Here is a 14,901-nt window from a genome sequence, read left to right on the forward strand (position 1 = left end):
CCGCGCTCACATTCCCACCGCCTTGTACAGCTGGCCGATCTCTTTCGAGTTCAGCACGCGCAGGCTGCCGGGGCGCTGATCACCCAGGCTCACGGCGCCGACATCGGTGCGCACCAGCCTGGTCACCGGGTGACCGACCTGGTCCATCAGCCGGCGCACGATCCGATTTCGGCCCTCGTGCAACGTGATTCGCAGCACCGAGCGTCCCTCGTGCACCTCAAGAACGCTGAACGAGTCGACCTTCACCGGCCCGTCCTCGAGCTCGACGCCGTCCTTCAGCGTGCGACCGAGCTGACGCTTGACCTCGCCGCGGACCGACACCAGATACGTCTTGGGCACCTCGAACGACGGATGCGTCAGGCGATGTGCCAGCTCGCCGTCGTTGGTCAGCAGCAGCAGTCCCTCGGTATCGGCATCGAGCCGGCCGACATGGAACAGCCGCTGGCCGGCCATCACGCGCTCGCCGATAATGTCGCCGATGCAGGGCCGGTCATGCTCGTCCGACATGGTCGACTGCCAGCCCTTGGGCTTGTTCAGCGCCAGGTACTGCATGTCCTCGTCGATGGTCACGCGTGCGCCGTCGACCCGGACGATCGCGGTGTTCGGATCGATGCGCAGCCCCTGGCTGGTGACGATCTCGCCGTTGACGTCGACGCGTCCGGCGGCGATCAGCTCTTCGGCGCCGCGCCGTGATGCCACGCCCGCCTGGGCGAGCACCTTCTGCAACCGGACGCCGTCCTCGACGTGATGCGCGGCGCCGTCGTTCTCGACGGGCGGCGCGACATGCCGCGACGGCTTGGCGTTGTTCAGCCGGACAGCGCCGGTCTGCGCATTCGGCCGCGAGCCCTTGCGGTGCGGCTTCTTCGACAGCTGGGTCGGCTTCTTGGCCTGGCCACGCGACTTGCTCGGCTGTCGTTTTCGGTCCGGTCTGCCATCTCGGCTAGCGGGAGTCATGCTCTTCTCAATCCACTTCGGTAGAAATAGTCGCTTCCGAGTCTGACGGTTTACCACCCAGTTTGGCGAATCGCGGATCGCCGAGCAGCTCGTCATCGAGATCGTCGATCACGTCCACATCCGGCAGCAGCGGCGCCAGATCAGGCAGTTCACCGAGCGAGGCCAGTCCCAGACGTTCCAGGAACAGCTCCGTGGTGACGTACGTGACAGCACCCGTCTCGGAGTCGGTACCGGACTCGTTGATCAATCCGCGGGCCAGCAGCGTGCGCATCACACCGTCGACATTCACCCCGCGGACTGCGCTCACACGGGCCCGGCTGACCGGCTGGCGATAGGCCACCACGGCCAGAGTCTCCAGCGCCGCCCGGGTCAGTTTCGACCGCGCACCGTCCAGCAGCAGTCGCTCCACATACGGCGCGAATTCGTTGCGGGTGTAGTACCGCCAGCCCCCGACTCCGTCAGCACCACCGGCGATCCTTAGGTCCATGCCGCTGCCGCGTTCGGTCAGGTCGGCGCTCATCGACCGCAACGCCGCCGCCACGCGGGCCTCCGGCTGATCGAGCGCCGATGCCAGCTGCTCCTCGGTGGCCGGGGTGTCGACGACGAGCAGGACCGCCTCCAAAGCGGACCGCAGCGTGTCGTCGTCCATGGGATCGGCGTCGTCGAATTCAGTTTCAGCCATAGTCTTCCGCCTTGTCCAGGGTCAGTGCCTCGGCATCGCGATCGCCGCTCCACGCCACCCGCAGCACGCCGAGCGCCTCCGGCTGCTCGAACAGCACCGCACGTTCACGGAACAGCTCCAGCAGCGCCAAGAAGCGCGCCACCACTTCGAGCCCGTTCTCGCATTCGGACACCAGCGTGCCGAAGTCGAGCCAGTTGTCCTTGCCGGCCTCCCGCAGCAGCTGGCTGACCCGCTTGGCCTGCTCGGGCACCGACACCTTCGGGGCGTGGATATGGCCCAGCCCGACAGTCGGCTTCGGCTTGGGCGTCATCGCGGCGACGGCGACCTCGGCGAATCGCGCCGCGTCCACGCCGATCGACACTTCCGGCAGCAGCGCCTCGTATCGCGGTTCGAGCCCGACCGCCCGCGGATAGCGTTGCAGCGCAGCGGCTTCCAGCTCGGCGAAGAGTGCGGCCACCTGCTTGTAGGCGCGGTACTGCAGCAACCGCGCGAACAGCAGGTCGCGAGCCTCCAGCAGCGCGAGATCCTCGGCGTTCTCCACCTCGCCCGACGGCAGCAGCCGCGCCGCCTTCAGATCCAGCAGCGTCGCCGCGACGACCAGGAACTGCGTGGTCTGCTCGAGCTCCATGTCGGCGCCGAGCTGCTTGGTGTACGCGATGAAATCGTCGGTGACCTGATGCAGCGCCAGCTCGGTGACGTCCAGCTGGCGCTGGCTGATCAGCCCGAGCAGCAGGTCGAACGGGCCCTCGAAGTTGGTGAGCTTGACCTGGAAACCTTGTTCCACCGTTTCCATCTAGCTGCGACCGGTGCGCGCGATGACCTCCCAGGCCAACGCGCGGTATGCCTTGGCGCCCGCCGACTTCGGCGCCCACGAGGTGATCGGTTCGCCGGCCACGCTGGTCTCCGGGAAGCGCACGGTCCGGCTGATCACGGTGTCGTACACGCGGTCGCCGAACACCTCGACGACCCGCGCCATCACCTCCCGCGAATGCAGGGTGCGGGCATCGAACATGGTCACGAGGATGCCGCCGAGCGCGAGCTTCGGATTCAGCCGGTCGTGCACTTTGTCGATGGTGTCGGTGAGCAGCGCCAGGCCACGCAGGCTGAAGTACTCGCATTCCATCGGAATGATGACGGTGTCCGCGCAGGCCAGCGCGTTGACGGTGAGCAGGCCGAGTGACGGCTGGCAGTCGATCAGCACGTAGTCGTAGCGGTCGAGCACCGGATGCAGAGCCCGACCCAGCGTCTGTTCCCGGCCGACCTCGTTGACCAGCTGGATCTCGGCGGCCGACAGGTCGATGTTCGACGGCAGCAGATCCAATCCGTCGACCCGGGTCCGCATCAGCACGTCGTCCACGGATGCCTGCGGCGCCACGAGCATGTTGTGCACGGTCTTCTCGAGCTCGTGATGGGCGACGCCGAGCCCCGCGGACAGCGCACCCTGCGGATCCAGGTCGACCAGCAGCACGCGTCGTCCGCATTCGGCCAGCGCAGCGCCCAGGTTGATGGTCGACGTGGTCTTGCCGACGCCGCCCTTCTGGTTGCACATCGCGATGATCATCGCGGGGCCGTGATGGTCCAGCGGCTCGGGCTTCGGCACCGGTCGCACCGGACGACCGGTCGGCCCGAGGGCACCGTCCTTGGGTTCCGGATGATGCTCGTCGTGGTCGTCGACTCGATCCGGCACGGACATCGACAGGCCGCCGCCGGACTGCGTCACTTCCAGCTCGGGTGCAGGCAGAAACGGCTGAAAGTGTGTCAACGCCAGCTCCCTTCGACGGTCCTGTGCACAGGTTCGGACTCAGCCTAATGGCAACGCGCCCGTGGTCCTGGACGCCTCGCCCGAATTGTTGCTACCGGGCTCGCGGATGGGCAGTGGCATAGACCTCGCGCAGCGCCGACACCGTCACCAACGTGTACACCTGGGTCGTTGTCACCGACGCGTGGCCGAGCAGTTCCTGCACCACGCGAACGTCGGCGCCGCCCTCGAGCAGATGCGTCGCGAAGCTGTGCCGCATCGTGTGCGGCGACACCGACTTGTCCAGCCCGGCCCGGGCGGCCGAATCGGACAGGATCTGCCACGCGCTCTGTCGGGACAATCGGCCGCCGCGCACGTTCAAGAAAACCGCCGGCGGCACCGATCGTCTGGCCGCCGCCGCGAGCGCCGGCCGACCGCGCACCAGGTACGCGTCGATCGCTGCGACCGCCGGGCGACCGATCGGCACCAGCCGCTCCTTGCCGCCCTTGCCGCGCAGCAGCACCGACCGCGCCTCGATGTCGATGTCGTCCAGGTCGACCGCGACCGCCTCGGAGATGCGCGCCCCGCAGCTGTAGAGCAGCTCGACCAGTGCCCGGTCCCGCAGGCTGCGCGGGCCATCCGCCTCCGAATCACCGCCCGCGGCCTCGAGGATCGCCAGCACTTCGTCGAGCGGCAGCGCCTTCGGCAGCCGTCGTGCGGGCCGTGGCGGGCGCACCGCATGCGCGACGTCGGTCGGCGTGATCCCATCGGCGGCGGCGAACTTGTGGAACCCACGAACCGCCACCAACGCCCGTGCGATCGAGCTGTCGGCGAGGTTGTCCCGACGCAGCGCCACCAGGAATTCGCGAACGTCAGTCTCGGTGACGGCGGCCAGCTCGCCGGTCCCCCGGCTGTCGAGGTAGCCGCAGTAGCGCTCCAGGTCGCGCCGGTACGAGTTGACCGTGTTGGTCGCCGAACCCCGTTCCACCACAAGGTGATCCAGATAGAGCTGTACCTGCTCGGCGACCGCCATGGCTATCCCTGACGAGCGGCGAATGCGGTCGGACGCATCGGCCAGGGCGCATCCGCCGGACGCAACTGCAGCCCCGCGGTACTCACCTGCCGATAGGCCAGGATCGCCGCCGCACTGGTGGCATTGGTGATCTCGCCGGCCAGGACCAGCCGGGCCGCCTCCGCCGAATCGATCCACTCCACGGTGAGATCGGCCTCCTCGTCGTCCGCCCCGACCGGCCGCCCCACCTCGGTGAGCCCGCGGGCGACGAACACCCGGATCACTTCATCGGTCATCCCCGGCGAGGCGGCGATATCGATCAGCAACAACCAGTCGTCGGCGCGAAAGCCGGTCTCCTCGAACAACTCTCGCCCGGCGGCCGCCACCGGGGACTCCTCCGGCGGGCCGTCGAGAAGTCCGGCCGGCAGCTCCAGCATCCGAACGCCGACCGGGTGTCGGTATTGCCGGATCAGGCCGATGCGATCGGCATCGTCCACCGCGAGGATCGCGACCGCGCCGTCATGCTCGACCACCTCGCGCCGCGCAACGGACCCGCCAGGCATGCGCACCTGGTCGACACGAAGCGCGAGAATCGCTCCGCTGTAGATGGTTTCGCTGGCCTGGACCTCGAAACGGTGGTCGCTCAATCCTCTTCCTCGGCCGACTCACTGTGCACCTCGACGGGCAGCCGTTCGGCGGCCTTGTACTGCAGCGCCGCCGAGATCAGCGCGCTGAACAGCGGATGTGGCCGCGTGGGCCGGCTCTTGAGCTCCGGATGCGCCTGGGTGGCGACCAGGAACGGGTGCACGTCCTTCGGGTACTCGACGAACTCGACGAGCGAACCGTCGGGCGAGGTCCCGGAGAACACCAGCCCACTGGCCGCGATCTTGTCGCGGTAGCTGTTGTTCACCTCGAACCTGTGCCGGTGCCGCTCGGAGAGCTCGGTCTCGCCATAGGCGTTCGCCACCTGGCTGCCGCGCAGCAGGGTCGCGGGGTACGCGCCGAGCCGCATCGTGCCGCCCAGGTCGGCGTCGCCGGCGACCGCGGCCTCCTGCTCGGCCATCGTCGAGATGACCGGATGCGGGGTGTCCGGGTCGAATTCGGTGGAGCTGGCTTCGTCCAGGCCGGCCTCTCGCGCGGCTTCGATCACCACGCACTGCAGGCCCAGGCACAGGCCCAGCAGCGGGATGCCGCGGGTGCGGGCGTATCGGATGGCGCCGACCTTGCCCTCGATGCCGCGGATGCCGAAGCCGCCGGGAATCAGCACGCCGTCGACGTCCGCGAGCGCCGCCGCCGCACCGGCCGGCGTCTCGCATTCGTCGGACGGCACCCACTTGATCTCGGCGCGGGCGCGCTGGCCGAAGCCGCCGGCACGGATCGCCTCGGTGACCGACAGATAGGCGTCCGGCAGCTCAACGTACTTGCCCACCAACGCGATTCGCACGGTCTCGCGCGGCTCGTGCACCCGCTTGAGCAGATCGCCCCACACGGTCCAGTCGACGTCGCGGAACGGCAGCCCGAGCTTGCGCACGACGTAGGCGTCGAGCTGTTCACGATGCAGGACCTTGGGGATGTCGTAGATCGACGGCGCATCGGGCGTGGAGATCACGCCATCGATCTCGACGTCGCACATCAGCGCGATCTTGTTCTTCACCGACTCCGGGATGTCCCGGTCGCAGCGCAGGATCAGCGCATCGGGCGCAATGCCGATGCTGCGCAGCGCGGCCACCGAATGCTGGGTCGGCTTCGACTTCAGCTCCCCGGACGGCGCCAGATACGGCACCAGCGACACGTGCAGGAAGAAGACGTTGTCCCGGCCGACGTCGTGCCGGACCTGCCGGGCCGCCTCCAGGAAGGGCTGCGACTCGATATCGCCCACGGTGCCACCGATCTCGGTGATCACCACGTCGGGCACGTTCCCGTCGGCATCCGGGAGCGCCATGTCGAGCACACGCGACTTGATCTCGTCGGTGATATGCGGGATCACCTGAACGGTGTCACCCAGGTATTCGCCGCGCCGTTCCTTGGCGATGACGGACGAATACACCTGTCCTGTAGTCACATTCGCCGAACCGGAGAGGTTCCGGTCGAGGAATCGTTCGTAGTGTCCGACGTCCAGGTCGGTCTCGGCGCCGTCCTCGGTGACGAAGACCTCACCGTGCTGGAAGGGGTTCATGGTGCCCGGATCGACGTTCAGATACGGATCCAGCTTCTGCATGGTGACTCGAAGGCCGCGGGCTGTGAGCAACTGCCCCAGGCTCGAGGCCGTCAGTCCTTTTCCGAGAGACGATGCGACGCCCCCAGAAACGAAGATATGTTTTGTGCCCGTTGACACCTTGCGCAGTGGACGCACGCTTCTCCCGTCGGCTCAGATCCGGCCTCACCTACGGGACTTCACAATAACACCGGAAAGCGGGCGCTCCTATCGACACACGGGCACGTGACGGAACTCTCCGTGGCGTTCAGCGTGGTGCCGGAGCGCTCGCTCCGGTCCCGGTGCCGTAGTCGCCCGTCGTCCCGGTCGACTCCGCGACCAGCGCCAACGGGACCGTGATCTGGCCGGGCAGCTGGTCCACGTCATCAACCGTCGACAGATGCGGGGTCGCCGCCAGGTCCCGGCGCGCCACTGCGACCGGCGAGCCGCCGTCGGCCGAGCCGGTCCGACCGGCGAGCACGGTACCGGCGCTGCGGCCGGCGAGCCCGGCCGCGAATCGAGCCGCGACCTGCCCACGAGCACCCGAATCGTCCGCGTAGCGCCCGCCGGTCACCATCACCGCGAACTGTGCCGGCTCCACGGTGGGCCCGGAGTACGCGACGAAGCCGCCCTGTTGCAGCGTCTGCAGCGCGGCATCCCGTGCCGCCTGCGGCGCCTGCGGCGTCTGCAGCAGCAGACCGAGAAGGTCGCCCAGCCTGCCGCCCGAGTCCGTGAGTTCGGTGCGCAGTGCGGCGCCCGGCGGTATCGACTGGTCGACGATCGTGTCCAGCTTGGCGGACTGCTGGTCGGTGAGGAGCGCATCGGTCAGCTGCAGCCGTCCGGTGACCTTCGCCCCCGTCTCCGCGATGCGGTCGGACACCGCGGCCACGTCCGCGGCGCTCGCCTCCGGCGTGGTGATGACCAGCACCGAGCGGCCCTTGAACGATCCGGCGAGCGCGCGGCCGCCGAGCACGCCGATGAAGTCGTCGCGCTGGCGCAGTTGGGTTTTCAGGTCCTTGACCTGATCGGTCAGCTGATCGTTCTTACGCCGCTCCGAGTTCGAGCTGCCGAAGTGGTTTCCGATGAATCCTGACCCGGCCGCGACGCCCAGCGCAGCGGCGATCAGGACGATCGCGATGGCGACCGTATGTCGTCGCAGCCAGCTCACGCCGCTACTTGTTCCAGACGTTGTGCAACCAGCGGTAGGCGTGATCCCACTGCGTCGTGACCCAGTCGGTGAGGTCGGTGCCGGTGTTCGTGAGCAGCACGGCGACAATGACGGCCACCAGTGCCGCGAGGATCAGCAGCGCGATGGCGGTGCCCGACACCCGGCTGCGGTACAGCGTCGCAACGGCTTTCGCGTCGACGATCTTGGATCCGACCTTGAGCCGGGTCAGGAAGGTCGACGGGTTGGTGTCGCGGCGCCCGCGATCGAAGAACTCGTCGATCGACGCGGCCTGGCCGACGGTGACGATCAGCGACGCCTCATGGTGATCCACCAGCAGCAGTGCCAGATCGGATGCCGAGCCGGCCGCCGGAAACGTCATGGCCCCGACGCCGAGATCCTGGATACGCTCCAGCCCGGGAGCATGTCCGTCCGGATCTGCCGGAAGCACCACCTGCGCACCGCATTTCAGCGTGCCCGACTTGATGTTCTCCGGGTCGCCGATGATCAGGTCCGGGCGGTAGCCCGCCTCGATCAGCGAGTCGGCGCCGCGGTCGACGCCGACCAGCACCGGCGCGTACTCCTTGATGAACGGCTTGATGCGCTTGAGATCCTCGAGGTGGCCGGGTCCGTCGGACACCACCACCACATGCCGGTCGGCAAGGCGCACATCGACATCCGGGACGCCCACGCCGTCGATCAGGAGCGGCGATTCGCTGCGAATGAACTCGATGGTATTGCCGGAGAAGGCTTCCAGATGGTCGACGAGTCCGGCCTTCGCCTCGCTCATCTTGTCGGCGACCTCGATCTCACCGAGCTCTTCGCCGCGGGCCACCCGCCGCTCGCCGATGTAGACCGCGTCCTCGTCGACCCGAACGCGCTGGCCGTCCTTGATGCGTTTGAAGACCTCCGGGCCGACATCGTCGATGAGCACGATGCCATGCGCCACAAGCACTTCCGGACCCAGATTCGGGTACCGGCCCGAGATCGACGGCGAGGCGTTGATCACCGCGACCACGCCGGCATCGACGAGCGCGTCGGCGGTGATCCGGTCCAGGTCGAGTTCGTCGAGAACGACGACATCGCCAGGACCGACGCGATCGAGAAGTCGCTTCGTGTTCTTGTCGACCCGGGCGATCCCGGCGGTACCGGGGAGGGAGTCGTTGGTACGCGTCAACAGAGCTGGCATCTTCATGGCCAACATCGTGACGTCACATACGTCACAAAACGCGGAGGCGCGCCGTAACTTCTGCCACTTTTGTCACAGAAACCACAGGAGTATCAGGCCGACTTTTCCTGTTCCGCGGTCTCCAGCAACTCCTCGGCATGTGCCCGACCGGTGTCGGAATCGCCGAGACCAGCCAGCATGCGGGCCAGCTCGGCCACCCGGTCGTCCCCGGCCAGCGGGGTGACGGTGCTGGTCACCGTGCGTTTCCCGGCCTTGTCGGAGTGGTGCCGAGCCTTGCCGATCAGCAGGTGATGGTCGGCGAACGCCGCCACCTGCGGCAGGTGCGTCACCACGATCACCTGGTGGGCGCGCGCCAGCCGCGCGAGGCGCCGCCCGATCTCGACCGCGGCCCGACCGCCGACCCCGGCGTCCACCTCGTCGAACACCATCGTCGACCCGCCGGCAGGGTCGGCGAGCACCACTTCGAGCGCCAGCATCACGCGAGACAATTCGCCGCCGGAAGCCGACTTCGCGATCGGCAGCGCCGGGGCCCCGTCATGCGCCGCCAGCGCGAACTCCACCCGATCCACGCCGGCCGACGACGCGTGCACTGCTACCCCGTCGACCTCGATGGCCCGTCGATCCTCCCCCGTGGCAGGTTCGGGTTTCACCGTCACCGACAGCTTCGAGTCGCCCATCGCGAGACCGGACAGTTCCTTGGTGACCGTCGTCGACAGCGATGCGGCCGCCTTCACGCGCACGGCGGTCAGCGCCGCGGCCGCCGCGGCGACCTCCGCGCGCGCCTCGTCCACCCGGGACGCCAGCTCGTCCAGCGAGGCCGAGGGATCATCGATCTGCGCCAGCCGTGCCCGCGCGCTGTCCGCATAGGCGATGACGCCGTCGATATCCGGCGCGTACTTACGCAGCAAGGTCTTCAGTTCCGCCTGTCGCGCCATGAGCTTTTCCAGTTCGCTGGCGTCGGCCGGCAGATCGGACAGGATCGAACCCAGCTCGCCGCCGATGTCGGTGACCACGGTGAGCGCTTCCTCGACGCGATCGAGCAGCCCGCGCAGGGCGCTGTCCGACGTCGATTCAAGGATGCTGCGCACCTTGCCGAGACCATCACGCACGGAACCGGATTCGATGACGTCACCGCCGGTGAGCAGTCCATACGATTCGGCGGCCGCCGTCCGCACGGCCTCCAGATCGCCCAACCGGCCGATGGTCGCGGCGATCTCGACGTCTTCGCCAGGCGACGGGTCGACGACCTCGATCTCGCCCAGGGCGAATCGCAACTGATCGGCCTCCTGCGCGAGCGCCCGAGAATTGTTGCGGCGCTCGGCCAACTGGTCCGACAGCTCGATCCAGGTCCGCCGGGCGGATTGGTAGGCGCGCAGCGGCTTGTCGATCTTGCTGCCGGCGAACCGGTCGAGCGCCTCGCGCTGATGCTCCGGCTTCAACAGCCGCAGCTGATCGTTCTGGCCGTGGATCGCGAGCAGCGAGTTGGTGAACTCGCCCAGCACGCCTACCGGCACCGACCGGCCGCCCAGATGCGCCCGGGAACGCCCGTCGGCGCCGACCGTGCGCACCGCGATCACGCTGTCGTCGTCATCGCGTTGCGCGCCGGCCGATTCCAGCATCTCCGCGACATCGGCGCGGCCGTCGAGCACGAATCGTCCCTCGACGGTCGCCCGGTCGGCGCCGGTGCGCACCCGGTCGGAATCGGCGCGACCGCCCGACAGCAGCCGCAGGCTCGTCACAACCATCGTCTTGCCTGCTCCGGTTTCACCGGTGAGCACGGTCAGTCCGGCCGGGAAGTTGACGGTGGCGGTGTCGATGACACCCAACCCGTTGATCGAGATCTCGTCCAGCATCTCGTCAGACCTGCCTTCCGCGCCAGCCCGTCACCGGCAACTCGAACTTACGAACCAGGCGATCGGCGAACGGGTCGGAGTCGATCCGCACCCATCGCACCGGTCGATCGCCCCGAAGCACCTCGACGCGCGCCCCGGCCGGCGCATCGAATTGCCGCCGACCGTCGCAAGACACCACCGCCGCCGGACCATCCCGTTCGACCTCGATCGCGATCATCGACCGCGGACTCGTCACCATCGGCCGGGCGAACAACGCGTGCGCATTGCTCGGCACCATCAGGATCGCTTCCAGGTCCGGCCACATCACGGGCCCGCCCGCCGAGAACGCGTACGCCGTCGACCCGGTCGGCGTCGACACCAGCATGCCATCGGCGCCGAACGCCGACACCGGACGGCCGTCGACCTCGGTCACCAGTTCCAGCACACCCTGGTGCGTCGAATTCTGTACTGCGACTTCATTGAGTGCCCAGCTGCGCGCGACCACCGAGTCACCCATCCGGATCGAGAGGTCGAGGGTCATCCGATCTTCGACCCGATAGTGCCGCTCGATCAGGGTCGTCATCACCTCTTCGATGCGATCCGCCTCGGCCTCGGCGAGAAATCCGATGCGCCCCAGGTTGATTCCCAGCACCGGAACGCGCGCCGGGTGTGCGAGTTCCGCGGCGCGCAAGAAGGTGCCGTCACCGCCGAGGACGACCACGATCTCGCTGGCGTCCGCCAGGTGCGCGTCCTGATGGCCGGTCACGGTGTCCTGGTCGACGACCCGCAGCGCGATCCCGGCTGCCTCGCAGCGTCGCATGATCGTCTTGATGGTGTCGGTGACCTTCGGTCGACCGGTATGGGCGACCACCACGAACTCCCGGGTACTGCTCAACGGGGCCCCTCCTCCACCGCGGTTGCGATCGCCGACCGCGCCGCATCGTCCACGGTGATCGTGTCGCCGGTGATGCTGCGGCGCAGCCACAGAAAGTATTCAACATTTCCAGACGGTCCGGGGAGTGGGCTGGCCACCGCCCCCAGCGTCTGCAGACCGTGTTCGGCCGCCGCGTCCGCAACCGCCAGCACCGATTCCAGCCGCAAGGCCTGATCGCGGACCACGCCGCCCGCACCGACCCGCTCTTTGCCGACCTCGAACTGCGGTTTGACCATCGGCAGCAGGTCGGCGCCCGGCTTCGCACACGCGGCCAGCGCGGGAAGCACCAGTTTGAGAGAAATGAACGAAAGATCGCCGACGACCAGGTCGACCGGTCCGTCGATCTGTTCCGGGGTCAGGTTCCGCACATTGGTCCGGTCGTGCACGTCGACGCGATCGTCCGACTGCAGCCGCCAGACCAGCTGGCCGTAACCTACGTCGACCGCCACCACCCGCGCCGCGGCGCGGCTGAGCAGCACGTCGGTGAATCCACCCGTCGACGCACCCGCATCGAGACAGCGCCGACCATCGACCGAGAGCCCCTGCGGTGCAAACGCATCCAGCGCGCCGATGAGCTTGTGCGCACCGCGCGACGCCCAGCGCTCGACCTCGGTGTCGACGACGAGGATCGGCGTATCCAACGACACATTCGTGGCCGGCTTGCCGGCCACGGTGCCGTTGACCTTCACCGCGCCGGCCTCGATCAGCTCGCGCGCGGCCTCCCGGGAGCGGGCCAGTCCACGCCGCACCAGCTCGGCGTCCAGTCGTGCCCGGCGTGTGCTCACACGCGGTCGATCTTGTCGAGCGTCTCGGTGAGCACGGTGTGCGCCCGCTCCAGCAGTTCGGCCTGCCGGGCCAGCGCCGCGAGCTGCTCGCCACTGTCGTCGGTGTCCACCCCGGAGGCATCCAGGGCGTCGACCTGCTCGAGCAGCTCGGCGACGGTCGACTGCACCTCGTCGCCATCCACGGCCAGCGACTGCTGGCCGGGCGCCGACGACGCCAGGTCGCCCGGGGTCACATGCGGTCGGTTCATCGCCTCCACGCTAGCCGAGGTCCAGGCCCCAGTGGTCGATCGCGCTCGCCGCGTCGTCGCCGGCGACGACGACCCAGTCGGTGCGGTCCGCCGCCGACCAGGCCGCTGCGAGCAGTGCCGGAAGCAGACCCTCATCGGTGGCGTCCGCGGAGCGGGTCGCGCGCAGCTGGTTCCCCTGGACCTCGATCCGCCAACCGGGCGCTCCGGCCGCCGCGGGTGCAAGCTTCTGGGCCAGCCCCGCGAGATCCCGGGCCACGTAGGTCGGACGCTGCGCCGGCTCCGCGCGCACCGCATCCAGGGCACTGCTTACACCGGTCAGCACCAGGAGGCTGTCGGCACCGACCTCATTGGCACCGGCGATATCGGTGTCCAGCCGATCGCCCACCACCAGCGGCCGTTCCGCGTTCGCCGCGGCGATCGAATCCTTCATCAGCGGCGCCGCCGGCTTTCCGGCCACCTGCGACCGCTTACCCGTGGCATGTGCGACGGCGGCCACCATCGAGCCGTTGCCGACTGCAAAGCCGCGCTCGGTCGGCAATGTCGGATCGATGTTGCAGGCCACCCACAGCGCGCCGGCGTTCACCGCGAGAACCGCTTCGGACAGCATCGCCCAGTCGGTCTCGGTCGAATGCCCCTGCACGACGGCCGCCGGCTTGTCGTCGGCGCTGCGCGTGACCGTCAGCCCGACCTCGCGCACCTCGTCGGCGAGGCCGTCGGTCCCGACCACCAGGACCAGCGCGCCGGGCGGCAGCTGGTCGGCGAGCAGCCGGGCGGCCGACTGCGCGCTCGTCACGACTCGGTCGACCGTGGTCTCGAAGCCCAGCTCGGTCAGATGTTCCGCGACCTCGGCCGGCCGACGGCTGGCGTTGTTGGTCACGTAGTAGACGTTCAGACCCGCCAATGCCCCACTGGCACCGGGGATCTCATCCTTGCCGGCATAGACGGTGCCATCCAGGTCCGCCAGAATCGCGTCATAGCGCTCGGTCAGCGGTTCGGTAGGAACCGCGTCGGTGGCGAACGACGACGCCCCGTCCTCGGCGAGCTCGGTCAGCCGCAGCTCGGCATCCGTCTCGTCGTCGATATCGGCCGCCGCCGCATTCATGAACCAGGTGATCGCGTCGTCCCGCCGTCCGCCGGCCAACAGGGCCGCGGCGTACGCATAGAAGTAGCGGGCCGCCTCGGTCCCCTGACGCGACGGGTCCAGATCAGCGGTCTGCAGGGTGACGATGGCCTTCTCGGGTTCGCCGAGATCCAGGCGCGCACCCGACTCAACGATGCGCAACTCGGCGGCGCCCTCGCCCGTCAGCGCACGGGCCTCCTCACTCCGGGCCACCTCGACGGCACGCTCCGGACGGCCGAGCCCGCGCTCGCAGTCGGCGATCAGCGGAAGCAGGGAAACATCACCGGACATCCGCTTGGCGGCACGCAGTTCGGTCAGCGCCTCGGCCCATTCGCCGGCGCTGTATGCGGCGACGCCGAGAGTCTCCCGGACGACGGCGATGCGGCCGGCGCGACGCTGCGCGGCGCGAGCATGCTCGAGCGCCAATGCCGGGTCCTCGGCGAGGAGTTGGGACACCATGACGAGGTGCCGGGCGACGTTCTCGCTATTGGTCTTGTCCAGGCTGGACAGGTCCCGGCGGACCGCCGGATCGAGGTCGCGGGGAGTCACCGAGTCCGGCAACGCCGGCTCCGGCGGACGGTTCTTGTTGCCGGTCCCGCGCCGTGGGGCGCCTCGACGATCGGAACGCTCGTTCATGTCTGGGCCAACTTTCATCGATATCCGCGACGCCTCGGGGCGTTCCACTCTGTAATTTATGGGTTGAACTGCAGTCTAAAGAGTGAAGGCCCCACCGGGTGGTGGGGCCTTCACTGGATGTTGTGTTCGGCGGTGTCCTACTCTCCCGCACTGGTTAGGGTGCAGTACCATCGGCGCTCGCTGGCTTAGCTTCCGGGTTCGGGATGGGACCGGGCGTTTCCCTGCTGCTATGGCCGCCGTAACTCTATGAAACAGAAACCCCCGAATGTTGGGGGGGTTACCCGTTTGTTTTACGGGTGTGTTGTTTCAGATATTGCATAGTGGATGCGTTTGGGTTTGTTGTGTGTTGGTAAGTCCTCGACCGATTAGTACCAGTCACCTGAACACATTGCTGTGCTTACAGTTCTGGCCT

The 14,901-nt window shown here is 68.2% G+C and carries 14 protein-coding genes and 1 rRNA gene; all 15 read right to left on the bottom strand.

The features are described 5' to 3' along the window. Positions 1-6: 6 nt before the first annotated feature. A complete protein-coding gene (locus tag G341_RS0102355; RefSeq protein WP_018177501.1) occupies positions 7-954 on the bottom strand; it encodes a pseudouridine synthase in 948 nt (315 codons plus the stop codon). A 7-nt stretch (positions 955-961) separates the two neighbouring features. Further along, positions 962-1,636 (bottom strand): SMC-Scp complex subunit ScpB, encoded by a 675-nt coding sequence (gene scpB, locus G341_RS20750; protein WP_018177502.1) that lies wholly within the window; start codon positions 1,634-1,636, stop codon positions 962-964. Next, a complete protein-coding gene (locus G341_RS0102365; RefSeq protein ID WP_018177503.1) occupies positions 1,629-2,429 on the bottom strand; it encodes a segregation and condensation protein A in 801 nt (266 codons plus the stop codon). The genes scpB and G341_RS0102365 overlap by 8 nt, the downstream gene beginning before the upstream one ends. Further along, positions 2,430-3,329 carry a ParA family protein gene (locus G341_RS0102370; protein ID WP_051092589.1) on the bottom strand — a complete coding sequence of 300 codons (900 nt, stop codon included), beginning with the start codon at positions 3,327-3,329 and terminating at the stop codon, positions 2,430-2,432. It abuts the gene before it with no gap. A 160-nt stretch (positions 3,330-3,489) separates the two neighbouring features. Beyond that, positions 3,490-4,407 (bottom strand): site-specific tyrosine recombinase XerD, encoded by a 918-nt coding sequence (gene xerD / locus G341_RS0102375; RefSeq protein WP_018177505.1) that lies wholly within the window; start codon positions 4,405-4,407, stop codon positions 3,490-3,492. A 2-nt stretch (positions 4,408-4,409) separates the two neighbouring features. Then, positions 4,410-5,033, bottom strand: a complete 624-nt coding sequence (locus tag G341_RS0102380; protein ID WP_018177506.1) for an NUDIX domain-containing protein — start codon at positions 5,031-5,033, stop codon at positions 4,410-4,412. Continuing rightward, positions 5,030-6,739, bottom strand: a complete 1,710-nt coding sequence (locus G341_RS20755) for a CTP synthase (RefSeq protein ID WP_081622394.1) — start codon at positions 6,737-6,739, stop codon at positions 5,030-5,032. The genes G341_RS0102380 and G341_RS20755 overlap by 4 nt, the downstream gene beginning before the upstream one ends. Positions 6,740-6,848: 109 nt before the next feature. Continuing rightward, on the bottom strand, positions 6,849-7,748 hold the full coding sequence (locus tag G341_RS0102390; RefSeq protein ID WP_018177508.1) for a copper transporter: 900 nt from the start codon (positions 7,746-7,748) through the stop codon (positions 6,849-6,851). Positions 7,749-7,752: 4 nt separating this feature from the next. Further along, complete coding sequence (gene steA / locus G341_RS0102395; protein ID WP_026303150.1) at positions 7,753-8,940, bottom strand: putative cytokinetic ring protein SteA; 1,188 nt, start codon at positions 8,938-8,940, stop codon at positions 7,753-7,755. Positions 8,941-9,026: 86 nt separating this feature from the next. Then, the gene (recN, locus tag G341_RS0102400) at positions 9,027-10,787 is read right to left on the bottom strand and encodes a DNA repair protein RecN (protein WP_018177510.1); all 1,761 of its coding nucleotides are present in this window, start codon (positions 10,785-10,787) and stop codon (positions 9,027-9,029) included. Positions 10,788-10,791: 4 nt separating this feature from the next. Further along, complete coding sequence (locus G341_RS0102405; RefSeq protein WP_018177511.1) at positions 10,792-11,661, bottom strand: NAD kinase; 870 nt, start codon at positions 11,659-11,661, stop codon at positions 10,792-10,794. Continuing rightward, complete coding sequence (locus G341_RS0102410) at positions 11,658-12,485, bottom strand: TlyA family RNA methyltransferase (RefSeq protein ID WP_018177512.1); 828 nt, start codon at positions 12,483-12,485, stop codon at positions 11,658-11,660. The genes G341_RS0102405 and G341_RS0102410 overlap by 4 nt, the downstream gene beginning before the upstream one ends. Further along, positions 12,482-12,733, bottom strand: a complete 252-nt coding sequence (locus tag G341_RS0102415) for a hypothetical protein (RefSeq protein WP_245556890.1) — start codon at positions 12,731-12,733, stop codon at positions 12,482-12,484. The genes G341_RS0102410 and G341_RS0102415 overlap by 4 nt, the downstream gene beginning before the upstream one ends. Positions 12,734-12,743: 10 nt before the next feature. After that, on the bottom strand, positions 12,744-14,489 hold the full coding sequence (locus tag G341_RS0102420) for an HAD-IIA family hydrolase (protein WP_018177514.1): 1,746 nt from the start codon (positions 14,487-14,489) through the stop codon (positions 12,744-12,746). Between the two features lie 124 nt (positions 14,490-14,613). Beyond that, a 5S ribosomal RNA gene (gene rrf / locus G341_RS0102425) occupies positions 14,614-14,730 on the bottom strand. Positions 14,731-14,901: the final 171 nt, after the last annotated feature.

It is taken from the genome of Jongsikchunia kroppenstedtii DSM 45133 (genome assembly GCF_000380485.1).
GTDB lineage: Bacteria > Actinomycetota > Actinomycetes > Mycobacteriales > Mycobacteriaceae > Jongsikchunia > Jongsikchunia kroppenstedtii.